This window comes from Micromonospora sp. NPDC092111, assembly GCF_044755745.1.
Taxonomy (GTDB): Bacteria; Actinomycetota; Actinomycetes; order Mycobacteriales; family Micromonosporaceae; genus Micromonospora.
The window spans coordinates 31121-44644 of the sequence record NZ_JBIVRQ010000007.1 but is presented as its reverse complement, the minus strand read 5'-3'; the positions used below and the strand labels follow the sequence as shown (position 1 = coordinate 44644).

At 74.1% G+C, this 13524-nt stretch carries 14 protein-coding genes and 1 riboswitch; of the genes, 11 read left to right on the top strand and 3 right to left on the bottom strand.

All coding sequences use genetic code 11. The annotated features are described in order from the left end of the window. Nucleotides 1-13: 13 nt before the first annotated feature. Genes def through ACIQG9_RS16060 form a run of 3 tightly spaced genes read left to right on the top strand, consistent with a single transcriptional unit; the run spans nucleotide 14 to nucleotide 3112 of the window. Nucleotides 14-574, top strand: coding sequence for a peptide deformylase (def, locus tag ACIQG9_RS16070; protein ID WP_400402574.1), 561 nt, complete (start codon nucleotides 14-16; stop codon nucleotides 572-574). A 7-nt stretch (nucleotides 575-581) separates the two neighbouring features. Continuing rightward, nucleotides 582-1508: a methionyl-tRNA formyltransferase gene (gene fmt, locus ACIQG9_RS16065; protein WP_400402571.1), complete on the top strand. Its 927-nt coding sequence runs from the start codon at nucleotides 582-584 to the stop codon at nucleotides 1506-1508. Next, the gene (locus tag ACIQG9_RS16060) at nucleotides 1505-3112 is read left to right on the top strand and encodes a transcription antitermination factor NusB (protein WP_400402568.1); all 1608 of its coding nucleotides are present in this window, start codon (nucleotides 1505-1507) and stop codon (nucleotides 3110-3112) included. The genes fmt and ACIQG9_RS16060 overlap by 4 nt, the downstream gene beginning before the upstream one ends. Before the next feature lie 176 nt (nucleotides 3113-3288). On the opposite strand, the gene ACIQG9_RS16055 is transcribed toward ACIQG9_RS16060, so the two are convergent. Together ACIQG9_RS16055 and ACIQG9_RS16050 are read right to left on the bottom strand one after the other, a co-directional pair. After that, the gene (locus ACIQG9_RS16055) at nucleotides 3289-4179 is read right to left on the bottom strand and encodes a septum formation family protein (RefSeq protein WP_400403204.1); all 891 of its coding nucleotides are present in this window, start codon (nucleotides 4177-4179) and stop codon (nucleotides 3289-3291) included. An 81-nt stretch (nucleotides 4180-4260) separates the two neighbouring features. Further along, nucleotides 4261-5151 (bottom strand): septum formation family protein, encoded by an 891-nt coding sequence (locus ACIQG9_RS16050; RefSeq protein ID WP_400402565.1) that lies wholly within the window; start codon nucleotides 5149-5151, stop codon nucleotides 4261-4263. A gap of 257 nt (nucleotides 5152-5408) precedes the next feature. Between ACIQG9_RS16050 and rpe the strand changes: the two genes are divergently transcribed. The 8 genes from rpe to ACIQG9_RS16010 all read left to right on the top strand — a co-directional run bounded on the left by rpe (nucleotide 5409) and on the right by ACIQG9_RS16010 (nucleotide 12773). Beyond that, nucleotides 5409-6089 carry a ribulose-phosphate 3-epimerase gene (gene rpe, locus ACIQG9_RS16045; RefSeq protein WP_400402562.1) on the top strand — a complete coding sequence of 227 codons (681 nt, stop codon included), beginning with the start codon at nucleotides 5409-5411 and terminating at the stop codon, nucleotides 6087-6089. Nucleotide 6090: 1 nt separating this feature from the next. Then, nucleotides 6091-7050 (top strand): response regulator, encoded by a 960-nt coding sequence (locus ACIQG9_RS16040; RefSeq protein ID WP_400402560.1) that lies wholly within the window; start codon nucleotides 6091-6093, stop codon nucleotides 7048-7050. Nucleotides 7051-7112: 62 nt separating this feature from the next. Continuing rightward, nucleotides 7113-7283: riboswitch (FMN riboswitch) on the top strand. A 148-nt stretch (nucleotides 7284-7431) separates the two neighbouring features. Then, on the top strand, nucleotides 7432-8493 hold the full coding sequence (gene ribD / locus ACIQG9_RS16035) for a bifunctional diaminohydroxyphosphoribosylaminopyrimidine deaminase/5-amino-6-(5-phosphoribosylamino)uracil reductase RibD (RefSeq protein ID WP_400402558.1): 1062 nt from the start codon (nucleotides 7432-7434) through the stop codon (nucleotides 8491-8493). A 1-nt stretch (nucleotide 8494) separates the two neighbouring features. Beyond that, nucleotides 8495-9127 carry a riboflavin synthase gene (locus ACIQG9_RS16030; protein ID WP_400402556.1) on the top strand — a complete coding sequence of 211 codons (633 nt, stop codon included), beginning with the start codon at nucleotides 8495-8497 and terminating at the stop codon, nucleotides 9125-9127. Further along, nucleotides 9127-9822 carry a nicotinamide riboside transporter PnuC gene (pnuC, locus tag ACIQG9_RS16025; protein WP_400402554.1) on the top strand — a complete coding sequence of 232 codons (696 nt, stop codon included), beginning with the start codon at nucleotides 9127-9129 and terminating at the stop codon, nucleotides 9820-9822. The genes ACIQG9_RS16030 and pnuC overlap by 1 nt, the downstream gene beginning before the upstream one ends. Nucleotides 9823-9889: 67 nt before the next feature. Then, the gene (locus tag ACIQG9_RS16020; protein WP_400402552.1) at nucleotides 9890-11167 is read left to right on the top strand and encodes a bifunctional 3,4-dihydroxy-2-butanone-4-phosphate synthase/GTP cyclohydrolase II; all 1278 of its coding nucleotides are present in this window, start codon (nucleotides 9890-9892) and stop codon (nucleotides 11165-11167) included. Nucleotides 11168-11169: 2 nt separating this feature from the next. Then, nucleotides 11170-11670, top strand: coding sequence for a 6,7-dimethyl-8-ribityllumazine synthase (gene ribH, locus ACIQG9_RS16015; RefSeq protein ID WP_400402550.1), 501 nt, complete (start codon nucleotides 11170-11172; stop codon nucleotides 11668-11670). Between the two features lie 332 nt (nucleotides 11671-12002). Beyond that, a complete protein-coding gene (locus ACIQG9_RS16010) occupies nucleotides 12003-12773 on the top strand; it encodes a phytanoyl-CoA dioxygenase (RefSeq protein ID WP_400402548.1) in 771 nt (256 codons plus the stop codon). Nucleotides 12774-12780: 7 nt separating this feature from the next. Here the strand turns inward: ACIQG9_RS16010 and ACIQG9_RS16005 are convergent, their stop codons facing one another. Then, a complete protein-coding gene (locus tag ACIQG9_RS16005; RefSeq protein WP_400402546.1) occupies nucleotides 12781-13524 on the bottom strand; it encodes an amino acid ABC transporter ATP-binding protein in 744 nt (247 codons plus the stop codon).

Below are 13524 nucleotides of genomic sequence, written 5' to 3'. Positions count from 1 at the left end.
GGAGCCACACCGCGTGACCGTCCAGCCCATCCGTCTGTTCGGGGATCCGGTGCTGCGCACGCCGGCCGATCCGGTCGTCGACTTCGACGTCGAGCTGCGTAGGCTCATCGCCGACCTCACCGACACGATGCGCGAGCAGGGCGGCGCCGGCCTGGCCGCCCCGCAGCTCGGCGTGGGCCTGCGGGTCTTCGCCTTCGAGGTGGACGACGTGGTCGGCCACCTGGTGAACCCGGTGCTGGAGTTCCCCGACGCCGAGGAGCAGGACGGCCCGGAGGGCTGCCTGTCCATCCCCGGCCTCTACTTCGACACCAAGCGCCGGCAGAACGTGATCGCCAAGGGCTTCAACGGCCACGGCGATCCGTTGCAGATCGTCGGCACCGGGTTGATGGCCCGCTGCGTCCAGCACGAGACCGACCACCTCGACGGGGTGCTCTTCCTCGACCGGCTGGACCCGGCCGGGCGCAAGGAGGCGATGAAGGCGATCCGCCAGGCCGAGTGGTACGACCCGGCCGCCCCGCCGACGGTCAAGCCGAGCCCGCACGTCGCCGGCAGCCCCTTCGGTCTGGGTCGGTGAGCCGCCGGTGCGTCTGATCTTCGCCGGCACGCCGGCTGTCGCCGTCCCCGCCCTGGCCGCCGTGCACGCCTCCGGGCACGAGCTGCTGGCGGTGGTCACCCGTCCCGACGCCCCCGCCGGCCGGGGCCGGGGCCTGGTCCGCTCGCCCGTCGGCGGCTGGGCCGACGAGCACGGCGTCGAGGTGCTCACCCCGGCCAAGCCGCGCGACCCCGAGTTCCTCGACCGGCTGCGTGAGCTGGCCCCCGACTGCGTGCCGGTGGTCGCCTACGGCGCGCTGGTGCCCCCGGTGGCGTTGGACATCCCCCGCCACGGCTGGGTCAACCTGCACTTCTCGCTGCTGCCCGCGTGGCGGGGCGCGGCCCCCGTGCAGCACGCGGTGCTGCACGGCGACGAGCTGACCGGGGCCAGCGTCTTCCAGCTCGAAGCGGGGCTGGACACCGGTCCGGTCTTCGGCACCCTGACCGACGAGATCCGTCCCGCCGACACCTCCGGCGCGCTGCTGGACCGCCTCGCCGAGTCCGGTGCCGGCCTGCTGGTGGCGGTGCTGGACGCGATCGAGGCGGGCACCGCCCGGGCCGAGCCGCAGCCCGCCGACGGGGTCTCCCTGGCCCCGAAACTGACCGTGGAGGATGCCCGGGTGCGCTGGACCGACCCCGCGTTCGCGGTGGACCGACGGGTCCGCGCCTGCACCCCGGCCCCCGGCCCGTGGACGACCTTCCGGGGCGACCGGGTCAAGCTCGGAACGGTGCTCCCGGTGCCCGACGGTCCCGAGTTGAAGCCGGGTGAGCTGCTGGTGGAGAAGTCCCGGGTGCTCGCCGGAACGGCGACGACGCCGGTGCGGCTCGGTGAGGTCCGGGCGGCCGGCAAGAAGGCCATGCCGGCGACCGACTGGGCGCGCGGCGTCCGGGTCGGCGCCGGGGAGGAGCTCGCGTGACCGGGGCAGCGGATCGGCCCGAGCGCCGCGCCGACGACCAGCGTCCCGCGTCGGGCACCGACGAGCAGCCCCGCGAGCGCCCGTCCGGCGGCTTCCGGGGCGACCGCCCCGAGCGGCCCTCCGGCGGCCCCCGCGGTGACCGGTCCGCCGGTGGTTTCCGGGACGAGCGACCCACCCGGGGTGGCGGGTGGGGTGACCGCGCTGGCGCCGACCGGCGTGGCGGGCGTCCCGGCCGGCCGGCGCGGCCGGCGGTGGACCTGCCCCGGTTCGCCGCGTACCAGGCGGTGGCGGCGGTGCACCGCGACGACGCGTACGCCAACCTGGTGCTGCCGGCGATCCTCCGCGAGGAGGGGCTGGCCGGGCGGGACGCCGCCTTCGCCACCGAGCTGACCTACGGCACCCTGCGCCAGACCGGCACCCTGGACGCGATCATCACCGACGCGGCCGGCCGGGACGTCGCCCGGATCGACCCGCCGGTGCGCGACGCGCTGCGGCTGGGGGCGTACCAGTTGCTGCACACCCGGGTGCCGGCGCACGCGGCGGTGTCGTCGACGGTCGACCTGGTCCGTACGGTCGGGCCGGGCGCCACCGGTTTCGCCAACGCGGTGCTGCGCGAGGTCGCCGACCGGGACGTCGACGCCTGGGTGGCGAAGCTCGCCCCGGCGTTGGAGGCCGACCCGATCGGTCACCTGTCGGTGGCGTACAGCCACCCGCAGTGGATCGTGCGGGCCTTCGCCGAGGCGCTCGGCGGGGACCTGGGCGAGACCACCCGCCTGCTGATCGAGGACAACGAGCGCCCGCCGGTGCACCTGTGCGCCCGGCCGGGCCGGGCCGACCCGGTGGAGCTGGCCGACGAGGTCCGCGGCGCTCCGGGCGCCTTCTCCCCGTACGCGGTCTACCTGGGCGGCGGCGCTCCGGGCGACCTGCCGGCGCTGGCCGACGGTCGGGCACACGTACAGGACGAGGGCTCCCAGTTGGTGGCGAACGCCCTGGCGGTGGCCCCGCTGGACGGGCCCGACGGCCGCTGGCTCGACCTGTGCGCCGGTCCGGGCGGCAAGTCCGGTCTGCTCGGCGCGATCGCCGCGCAGCGGGGTACCCGGCTGACCGCGGTGGAGGTCTCGGAGCACCGGGCCCGGCTGGTCGAACAGGCCACCCGGGGGCTGCCGGTGACCGTGCTGCACACCGACGGACGTACGGTCGGGGCGGACCCGAAGCTGCCGGAGGAGCACTTCGACCGGGTGCTGGTCGACGCCCCGTGCACCGGGCTGGGTTCGCTGCGCCGCCGGCCCGAGTCGCGCTGGCGGCGGCAGCCGTCGGACCTGCCGCCGTTGACCCGGTTGCAGCGCGAGCTGCTCACCGCCGCGCTGCGGGCGACCCGCCCGGGTGGCCTGGTCGCCTACGTCACCTGTTCCCCGCACACGGTGGAGACGCACGTGACGGTCACCGAGGCGGCCCGGCGTGCCGGGGTGCCGGCGGACTTCGTCGACGCCCGTACGCTGCTGCCGGCCGGCATGCCGGGGCTGGGGGACGGGCCGACGGTGCAGCTCTGGCCGCACCGGCACGGCACCGACGCGATGTTCCTCGCGGTCCTGCGCCGGGGCTGACCACCAGCCGCCGGACCGGGCCGTCCCGCCACCCGCACCCTGCCGGTGGCGAGGCGGCCCGGCCCGGCGGTGCGTCACCGCCTCGGGGTGACCGCCTCGGGGTGGGCGTCGGGTGGGCATCCCACCCGACGCGGCGGCCGACGGGGGCGCGGGTCAGCGGACCGACGCGGCCCGGGTCAGCGGACCGGGAGGGCCCGGGTGCCGGCGCCCTTGAGCGAGCGGGTCAGCGCCCGGTCGCTGAGCCAGAGGAAGCACTGCACCCCCCGGTTGCCGCTGCGCCACTCCGGTTCGACCGGGTGGTAGTAGATCGAGCCGGCCCGGAACTTCAGGTCGCCGTCCTTCGGCACGCCGGCGTACCGGGCGATCAGGCCGAGGCAGCCCTGGTGGACCCGGTTGCCGGCGCGGGTGAACTCGGCGTAGCTGACGTCCGGGGCCTGCCACACGCCGACGAACTCCGCGTGGTGCCGGGTGGCGCAGGAGACCGGGACCATCGCCTGGACGTCGTCCCGGGCGACCTTCGGGTTGAAGCAGCCGAGCTTGACATCGGTGTCGCCGGCCAGCACGCCCCTGAGGCTGCCGGTCCGCGGGTTGACCCCGGGCTCGTCGATGCTCTTGATCTCGCTGACGTCGCAGCGGAACCAGCGGGCCCCGCCGGTCCAGCCCTGCGGGGAGGGGAAGACGACGGTGAGGCCGAGCCGGCCGGCCCGCCAGTCCCCGCCGACCTGCCGGCCGACCTCCCGGTCGCACTCGGCGCGGGCCGCCCGCATGGCCGGCGAACCGTCCGCCGGGGGAGCCGTCGGGCCGGCGTTCGCCCCGGTCAGGGTGCCCACGTGCATCGTCTCGGTGCGGTGTGACCCGGCACAGTCGACCGGGTTCCAGCCACTGCGGTAGCCGACGTCCTGCACGCCGGCGTGGCAGGCGCCCTCGGTGGGCACGAAACCCTGGGGCGCGGCCAGCGCCGGCCAGTCGTCGGTGAGGTTCCGGTCCACCCCCGCCGCAGCGGCGCAGCCGGCCAACGCCAGGGCCGTCACGCCGCTCACGGCGACCGCCGTCCACCATCGCCGCATCGCGTCCGCCCCCGCTCTCGTCACCGTGGCGACGACCCGTACCCGGCCGACGCCACGGTGCGGCAGCATACGGCACCCGGCTCAGATCGCGGGGAGTCCCTTCGGACCGGCGCCCCGCATCGAGCGGGTCAGCTTCCGGTCGTCGCTCCACAGGAAACAACGGATCCCCCGGTCACCCTCCTCCCACTCCCGCTGGGACGGCGGGTAGAAGATGGATCCGGCCCGGTACGGCAGGTCGCTGTTGTCGGGCACCGCGGCGAAGGTGGCGATCAGCGTCATGCAGCGCCGGTGCACCTGCCGGTTGGCCCGGCCGAACTCGGCCCAGCTCAGGCCCGTACGTTCCTGGTAGACCCCGACAAACTCGGCGCGGTGCGGTTCCGAGCAGAGCACCGGAGCCATGTAGTTGAGGTTGTTGCCGATCAACTTCGGGTCGAAGCAGCGGTGGCTCAGCGGGTTGTCGCCGACCATCGCCCCGCGCAGGCTGCCGGCCCGGTTCACCGGCCGGGTGTTGTCGATGCTGTCGGTCTCGCTGAGGTCGCAGCGGAACCAGCGGGCGCCGCTGTTCCACGCCGAGGTGGCGGGCAGCGCGATGCTCATGGTGAGCCGGGCGGAGTGCCAGTCCCCGCCGAGCACCTCGCGGGCCTGCCGGTCGCACTCGGCCCGGGCCGGGCGCAGCGCCGGTGACCCGGGCTCGGGCCGGGGGCCCTCACCCACCGTACCGGTGAAGGCGCCGACGTGGATCGCCTCGGCCAGGTGGCTGCGGGCGCAGTCCACCGTCTCGTAGGTGCCGGCCTGCACCACCGCCGTGATCCGCGGCAGGCAGGCGTCGGTGACGGGTACGAACAACTGGGCCACCGGCAGTGCCGGCCAGTCGTCGAGCAGGTCACCGTCGGACCGGTGCGGCGGCACGCAGCCGCTCAGCGTCACCGTCGCCGCGCCGGCCAGCACCAGCGCCACGAGCCACCGTCGCATCGTCCGCCCTTTCCGGGAGATGACGGTCGGATGCCGCGCCCGCACGGTGTTGCCCGCCGCCGGGCGTGCAGCATATGTGACCGTCCCCGATGGAGTGTTGCCGCGTTTCGGTCGGTCGGCCAGTCACCGCTGGCCCTTCGTCCGAACTTCGGCCCGGAGAGACCTGATTGTGCACCACTGGTCATGCCCGGGTCACGGGGCGTTCCCGGGGGAGCCGCGATGTCCGCGGTGGCTGGCCGCGTTCGTACACTGACCCGGTGACCGTACCGCCGCCGATCGTCGCGCCCAGTATCCTCGCCGCCGATTTCGCCCGCCTCGCCGATGAAGTCCGCGCCGTCGAGGGCGCCGCGGACTGGCTGCACGTCGACGTGATGGACAACCACTTCGTGCCCAACCTGACCATCGGCCTGCCGGTGGTGCAGAGCCTGCGGGCCGCCACCCAGATCCCGTTCGACGTGCACCTCATGATCACCGATCCGCGCCGGTGGGCTCCCGGTTACGCCGACGCCGGCGCCTACAACGTCACCTTCCACGCCGAGGCCTGCGACGACCCGGTCGCCCTCGCCAAGGACCTCCGCTCGGCCGGGGCCAAGGCCGGGTTGGCCATCGACCGGGACACCCCGATCGAGCCGTACCTGGAGCTGCTGCCCAGCTTCGACACACTGCTGATCATGACGATCAAGGCCGGCTTCGGCGGGCAGCGGTTCGTCCCGCAGTTGCTGGACAAGGTGCGCGCCGCCCGGCGGCATGTCGACAGCGGTCACCTGGAACTGCGGATCGAGGTCGACGGCGGGATCGCCGCCGACACCATCGAGCAGGCCGCGGCGGCCGGCGCGGACGCGTTCGTCGCCGGCACCGCCGTCTACGGCGCGGCCGACCCGGCCGAGGCGGTCCGCCGCCTGCGGGGGCTCGCGGAGCGCGCGGCTCCCGGGGCCTGACGTGGAACCGGCCGACGACCGCCCCGACGTGATCCTGGTCGTCGACGACGACGAGGACATCGCCCGCTTCGTCGAGTTCAACCTGCGGCTGCACGGCTTCGAGGTGCTGCACGCCGGCGACGGCCAGGAGGCGCTCGAGATGATCGAGCGGCACCGGCCGGACCTGGCCGTGGTGGACCTGATGATGCCGCGCATCGACGGCCTGGAACTGACCCGCCGGCTGCGCGCCGACCCGATGACCTCGGCCCTGCCGGTGATCATGCTGACCGCCAAGGGGATGACCGTGGACAAGGTCCACGGGCTCAGCGCCGGGGCCGACGACTACCTGGTCAAGCCCTTCGACACCGCCGAACTGGTAGCCCGGGTCAGCTCCACGCTGCGCCGCAACAAGGAGTTCCGGGAGGTCTCCCCGCTGACCGGGCTGCCCGGCAACAGCCGGATCCGGCGGGAGATCAGCGACCGGGTACGCAGCGGCGTCGACTACGCCGTCGGCTACATCGACATCGACCGGTTCAAGAGCGTCAACGACCGGTACGGCTTCGTCCGGGGCGACGAGTTCATCTCCGCGCTGGCCCGCAGCCTGCACCGGGCGGTGGTCTCGATCGGGCTGCCGCCGGCCTTCCTCGGCCACGTCGGCGGGGACGACTTCGTGATCGTCTGCACGCCCGAGCAGATCCGCCCGCTCACCTCCCGCTCGGTGGTCGACTTCGAGAAGTCCGCCGACACCCTCTACGACCCGACCGACCGGGAGCGCGGTTTCGTCGAGCTGAAGGACCGGCGGGGCAACATCCGGCGGGCCGCCCTGGTCACCCTGTCCATCGGCGTCTCACTCTCCGACGCCAAGAAGCGCTTCACCGACCCGCTGGCCGCGATCGCCGTCGCCAGCGAGATGAAAACGGTCGCCAAGAGCCAACCCGGGTCGTACGTCGCCGTGGACCGGCGTCGCGCGGACGGGGTGTGAGGTAGCACGCTGGAGGTGGCGAACCCCCCGGGTGGACGTGTAAGACTTCGCATGTACCCACCACGCGCTGGCGGGGCTCGGTGAAATTCCGAACCGGCGGTGATCCACGACCAACGTGGTAAGCCCGCGACCCGGACGGCTCTGCCGCCCGGTGGACCTGGTGAGAATCCGGGGCCGACGGTTGGGGAGCGGCTGGTCCGCACCCCAGACAGTCCGGATGGGAGACAGCGCGCGGGACGGGGCGGGCCCGCGCGGGTCGCTGCATGCCAGCCGGCGCGTGGGCTCCCCGGGGCCGGCTGTGCCGTTCCCGGCTCCGCCGCCGCCTGCCCGCGGCTCCTCCCGTACCGCCCGCGCGCGGACCGGCGAGTGAGAGGGCAGGGCATGGGCGGCGTATCCGTCGACGAGGCGATGCGTCGTGCCGTCGCGCTCGCCGCCCGTGGCCTCGGCACCACCAGCCCCAACCCGGTGGTCGGCTGTGTCCTGCTCGACCCGGACGGCACCGTCGTCGGGGAGGGATTCCACGCGTACGCGGGCGGACCGCACGCCGAGATCGTGGCCATCGCCCAGGCCGGTGAGCGGGCCCGGGGCGGCACCGCCGTGGTCACCCTGGAACCGTGCGACCACACCGGCCGCACCGGTCCCTGCAGCCACGCGCTCATCCACGCCGGCGTCGCCCGGGTGGTCATCGCCGTGCCGGACCCCAACCCGGTCGCCTCCGGCGGCGCCGCCACCCTGCGCGCCGCCGGGGTGCAGGTCGAGTTCGGGGTACGCGCCGACGAGGCCGAGGCCGGCAACGTCGCCTGGCTGACCTCGATGCGGCGCGGCTGGCCGTACCTGATCTGGAAGTTCGCCGCCACCCTCGACGGCCGGTCGGCGGCGGCGGACGGCACCAGCATGTGGATCACCGCCGAGGCGGCTCGGATGGACGTGCACGCGCTGCGCGGCACGGTCGACGCGGTCATCGCCGGGGTGGGCACCGTGCTCGCCGACGACCCCCGGCTCACCGCCCGCAACCTGCGCGACGGCACCCTGGCCATCCGGCAGCCGCTGCGGGTGGTGGTGGACAGCGCGGGTCGCACCCCCGCCGGGGCCCGGGTGCGGGACGGCGCCGCCCGGACCTGGATCGCCACCGCCGCCGAGGTCGGGGCCGGCCCGGACGGCCGGGTGGACCTGCCGGCGCTGCTCGCCGAGCTGCACCACCGGGGCGTGCGGGCCGCGCTGCTGGAGGGCGGCCCGCAACTGGCCGGCGCGTTCCTCGCCGCCGGCCTGGTCGACCGGATCGTCGGGTACGTCGCGCCGAAGCTGCTCGGCGCCGGCCCGACCGCGCTGACCGGGGCCGGCGTGACGACCATCGCCGAGGTCATCGACCTGGAGATCACCGACGTCACGCGGGTCGGTCCCGACCTGCGGATCACCGCGCTGCCCCGGAAGAGGGAGGCCTGACATGTTCACCGGCATCGTCGAGGAGTTGGGCGAGGTCGTCCGGATCGCCGAGACCGGGGGTGACTCGGCGCTGGTCGCGATCCACGGCCCGCTGGTCACCTCGGACGCCCGGCACGGCGACTCGATCGCGGTCAACGGGGTCTGCCTCACCGTGGTCGACGTCGACGGCGGGGTCTTCACCGCCGACGTGATGGGGGAGACCCTGCGTCGTTCCGCGCTCGGCGGGCTGCGCCCCGGCGACCCGGTCAACCTGGAGCGGGCCGCCGCGCTGAACAGCCGGCTCGGCGGGCACCTCGTGCAGGGCCACGTCGACGGGGTCGGCGAGGTGCTCTCCCGGGAGCCGGCCGAGCAGTGGGAGACCCTGCGCTTCCGGCTCCCCGCCGGGCTGGCCCGGTACGTGGTGGAGAAGGGCTCGATCACCGTCGACGGGGTTTCGCTGACCGTGGCGGCGGTCGGCGACGACTGGTTCACCGTCGGGCTGATCCCGACCACCCTCAAGCTGACCACCCTCGGCGCCCGCGACGTCGGTGCCCCGGTCAACCTGGAGGTGGACGTCCTCGCCAAGTACGTCGAGCGGCTGCTCGGCGCCCGACTGGCCGACGCCGCGCCGGCCGCAGACCGGAACGACCGCTGATGGGCCCGCTCGGCTGGCTGCTCGACGCGCAGGTCCAGGTCGCCGGCTCCCCGGTGCTGGTCCGGGAGATCGTCGGCAACGTCTTCGGGCTGCTCTCCGCCCTGTTCGGGTTGCGGCGGCTGGTCTGGGCCTGGCCGGTCGGCATGATCGGCAACGGGTTGCTGTTCACCGTCTTCCTCGGCGGGGTCTTCGTCACCCCGCAGGCGCACGACCTCTACGGCCAGGCCGGCCGGCAGGTCTTCTTCTTCGCGGTCAGCGTCTATGGCTGGTGGCGCTGGTCGGGTAACCGCCGCGCGGGGGCCGGCGACCAACCCGCCGTCACACCACGGTGGGCCACCGGCCGGGAGCGGCTCGGGCTGCTGCTCGCCGCCGCCGTCGGCACCGCCGCCGGGTATCCGGTGCTCGCCGCGCTCGGCTCGTGGGGCCCGCTGCCGGACGCCTGGATCCTCACCGGCAGCCTGCTGGCGACCTACGGCATGGCTCGCGGCTGGGTGGAGTTCTGGCTGGTCTGGATCGCCGTGGACGCGGTCGGCGTGCCGCTGCTGCTGCGCGGCGGCTTCTACCCGTCGGCGGCCATGTACCTGGTCTACGGCGTCCTCTGCGCCGGGGGCTTCGCCGCCTGGTGGCGCACCTCGCGGGCTACCGGGTCGACGTCCCGGCCGATCCCGTCCACCTACTCGGAGGTCGTGGCATGAGCGAGCGGATCGTCGGGCGCGGTGCGGTGGTGCCTCAGGGCGGCACGGAGCGAAGCGGAGTGCGGGCATGAGCGTGCGGAGCGAGCGGATCGTCAGCATCGAGGAGGCGGTGGCCGACATCGCCGCCGGCCGGCCCGTCGTCGTGGTCGACGACGAGAACCGGGAGAACGAGGGCGACCTGATCTTCGCCGCCGAACTGGCGACGCCGGAACTCGTCGCGTTCATGGTCCGGCACACCTCCGGCTACATCTGCGTGCCGCTGACCGAGTCGGAGTGCGACCGGCTGGATCTGCCCCCGATGCACCACACCAACCAGGACCGGCGCGGCACCGCCTACACGGTGACCGTGGACGCCCGGGAGGGGGTCAGCACCGGCATCTCCGCCGCCGACCGGTCGCACACCATCCGGCTGCTCGCCGACCCCGGCACCGACCCGACCGACCTGTCCCGTCCCGGCCACGTGGTGCCGCTGCGGGCCCGGGAGGGTGGGGTGCTGCGCCGGCCCGGGCACACCGAGGCAGCCGTCGACCTGACCCGGCTGGCCGGGCTGCGCCCCGCCGGGGTGCTCTGCGAACTGGTCAACGACGACGGCACCATGATGCGGATGCCGGATCTGGAGAAGTTCTGCGCCGAGCACTCGCTCACCCTGGTCACCATCGCCGACCTGGTGACGTACCGGCGGCGGCACGAGAAGCAGGTGGAGCAGGTCGCCGAGGCGCGGATGCCCACCCCGTACGGGGTGTTCCGGGCGGTGGGCTACCGGGCCGAGCACGACCCGGCCGAGCACGTCGCGATGGTCTTCGGTGACCTCGGCGACGGGCAGGACGTGCTGGTCCGGGTGCACTCCGAGTGCCTCACCGGCGACGTCTTCGGCTCGTTGCGCTGCGACTGCGGGCCGCAGTTGCAGGCATCCCTGGCCCGGGTCGCCCGGGAGGGGCGGGGGGTGGTCCTCTACGTGCGTGGGCACGAGGGGCGCGGCATCGGCCTGCTGCACAAGCTCCAGGCGTACCAGCTCCAGGACCAGGGGCGGGACACCGTGGACGCGAACCTCGACCTGGGGCTGCCGGCCGACGCCCGGGACTACGGCACCGGCGCGCAGATCCTCTACGACCTGGGCGTACGGTCGATGCGGCTGCTCACCAACAACCCGGCCAAGCGGGCCGGGCTGGAGGGGTACGGGCTGACCGTCACCGGCCGCGAGGGGCTGCCGATCCGGCCGCACCCGGAGAACGTCCGCTACCTGCGGACCAAGCGGGACCGGATGGGCCACCTGTTGGGTGAGTTGGACGAGGTGACCGAGGCCCCGATGGGCCACCCGGTCCCCGGCGACGAGATCGGAGCGTAGCCATGGCGGGTTTCGGTGAACCCGGAGTGACCTCGGTGGACGCCACCGGGCTGACGGTCGGGGTGGTGGCCGCCCGCTGGCACGGCGAGCTGACCGACCACATGCTCGACCGGGCGGTGGCCGCCGCCCAGGCGTGCGGCGCGCGGGCCGTGACCGCCCGGGTGGCCGGCTCGGTGGAGCTGCCGGTGGTGGCCCAGGCGCTGGCCCGGCGCTGCGACGTGGTGGTCGCCCTCGGCGTGGTGGTACGCGGTGCGACCGCCCACTTCGACTACGTCTGCCGCTCGGTGACCGACGGCCTGACCCGGGTGGCGCTCGACGAGGGCAAGCCGGTGGCGCACGGGGTGCTCACCGTGGAGACCATCGAGCAGGCCCGGGACCGGGCCGGCCTGCCCGGTTCGGCGGAGGACAAGGGTTGGGCGGCGACGGTGGCGGCGCTGGACGCCGCGCTGGCGATCCGGGCGGTGGCCAACGCCAACGGCCACCGGGTCGGCTTCGCCGGCTGACCGCTCCGCCGCCGGCCCGGCCACCGGCCATGATCGAATCCGTTCCGCCGAGGTGGCGGTGTCCGGCCAGCCCGGACACCGCCACCTCGGCGTACCGGAGTGGACCTCTCGGACCGGCCGGAGTGGACTGCCCTGGCTGGCCACCGCCGGACCGGGTCTCCCGTCCGTGGGCCGGATCGTCGAGGGCCACCCGTCGTCGGCGGCAGAGGTGGGACACCTGCTCAAGGCTTGTCTCGCAGACGGCCTGGTCCTCGACCTGCTGGACTGCTCCGGAGGCAGGTCCCGAGCGGATATCGGCTGTTCGGTGCGGCGGTGTTCGGCAGACTGGTGCGGTGGACAGCCGCGAGATCGCGCAGTTCGAGCGGGACGGGTACGTCGCCGTACGCGGCGCCGTCGATCCAGACCTCACCGCCGCCTGTAGGGAGGCCATCTGGGAAGCACTCGCCGTGCAGGGTGTGACCCGCGACCGGGCGACGTGGACCCGTCCCGTCGTCCGGGTCCCCTGCCCGGAGGGTGGTCCGTTCGAGGCCGCCGGCACCGCGCCCGCGTTGCAGTTCGCGTACGACGCCTTGATCGGCCCCGGCCGCTGGGTGCGGCGCCGAGGCGTTGGCGGCTCCGTGCCGGTGCGGTTCCCGTCCGAGGAATATCCGGGTGACGTCGGCTGGCACATCGAGGGCAGCTACGAGGTCAACGGCGAGTACTGGGCCAATGTCCGCTCCCGGGCGCGGGGCCTGCTCGCGTTGTTCCTGTTCGGGGACGTGGGCGAGAGTGACGCGCCGACCCGGATGGCGATCGGATCGCATCTGGCGATGCCGCGCATCCTGGCATCGGTTGGCGAGACCGGGATGAGCGGTGACGAGGCCATTTCTCTCGTGCGTCCATCGGTCATGTGCCGCACGGTCGTCCACGCCACCGGGCGCGCCGGTGACGTGTTTCTGTGCCACCCGTTCGTCGTGCACACCGCGACGTGGCCGCACCGCGGTACGACGCCTCGGATGATGGCCCAGCCCGCCATCCACGTCGAAGACGGCTTCGCGATCGACGGGTCCGATCCGTCTCCGGTGTCGCGGGCGATCGTCGCCGGCCTCGACACCTGTCGGTGAAGGCGGGTCAGAGCCGGCCGGCCTCGATGATTCGCTTGAGGAACTGCCGGGTCCGTGGCTGGGTCGGCTCGCCGAGCACCTGCCCGGGCGGCCCGGCCTCGACCACCCGCCCACCGTCGAGGAAGCAGACCTGGTCGGCCACCTCCCGGGCGAAGCCCATCTCATGGGTGGCCAGCACCATCGTCATCCCGTCGGTCTTCAGGTCCCGGATCATCGACAGCACCTCGCCGACCAGCTCCGGGTCGAGCGCCGAGGTGACCTCGTCCAGCAGCATCAGCCGGGGGGAGTTGGCCAGCGCCCGGACGATCGCCACCCGCTGCTGCTGGCCGCCGGAGAGCCGGTCCGGGTAGGCGTCCGCCTTCCCGCCCAACCCGACCCGGTCCAGCAGCTCCCGGGCCTGCGCCTCGGCCTCCGCCCGGGCCCGCCGGTGCACCCGGCGCGGGGCCAGGGTGACGTTCTCCAACACGCTCAAATGCGGGAACAGGTTGTACGACTGGAAGACCATGCCGATCCGCCGGCGCACCCGGTCCGGGTCGACCCGGGGGTCGGAGATCTCCTCGCCGTCCAGCTCGATCACCCCGTCGTCCAGCTCCTCCAACAGGTTGACGCAGCGCAGCAGCGTCGACTTGCCCGACCCGGACGCCCCGATCAGGGCCACCACCTGGTGTTCCTCGACGGTCAGGTCGAGGCCGTCGAGCACCACGTGGTCGCCGAACTCCTTGCGCAGCCCGTGGCAGGTCAACACGGCCAT

Bases quoted from the DNA above. Each gene is read 5' to 3' on its own strand.
- ACIQG9_RS16055 (WP_400403204.1), bottom strand. From the start codon at position 4,179: ATGCGGCGATGGTGGACGGCGGTCGCCGTGAGCGGCGTGACGGCCCTG.
- ACIQG9_RS16050 (WP_400402565.1), bottom strand. From the start codon at position 5,151: ATGCGACGGTGGCTCGTGGCGCTGGTGCTGGCCGGCGCGGCGACGGTG.
- ribD (WP_400402558.1), top strand. From the start codon at position 7,432: ATGGGCGGCGTATCCGTCGACGAGGCGATGCGTCGTGCCGTCGCGCTC.
- ACIQG9_RS16030 (WP_400402556.1), top strand. From the start codon at position 8,495: ATGTTCACCGGCATCGTCGAGGAGTTGGGCGAGGTCGTCCGGATCGCC.
- pnuC (WP_400402554.1), top strand. From the start codon at position 9,127: ATGGGCCCGCTCGGCTGGCTGCTCGACGCGCAGGTCCAGGTCGCCGGC.
- ACIQG9_RS16020 (WP_400402552.1), top strand. From the start codon at position 9,890: ATGAGCGTGCGGAGCGAGCGGATCGTCAGCATCGAGGAGGCGGTGGCC.
- ribH (WP_400402550.1), top strand. From the start codon at position 11,170: ATGGCGGGTTTCGGTGAACCCGGAGTGACCTCGGTGGACGCCACCGGG.
- ACIQG9_RS16005 (WP_400402546.1), bottom strand. From the start codon at position 13,524: ATGGCCGTGTTGACCTGCCACGGGCTGCGCAAGGAGTTCGGCGACCAC.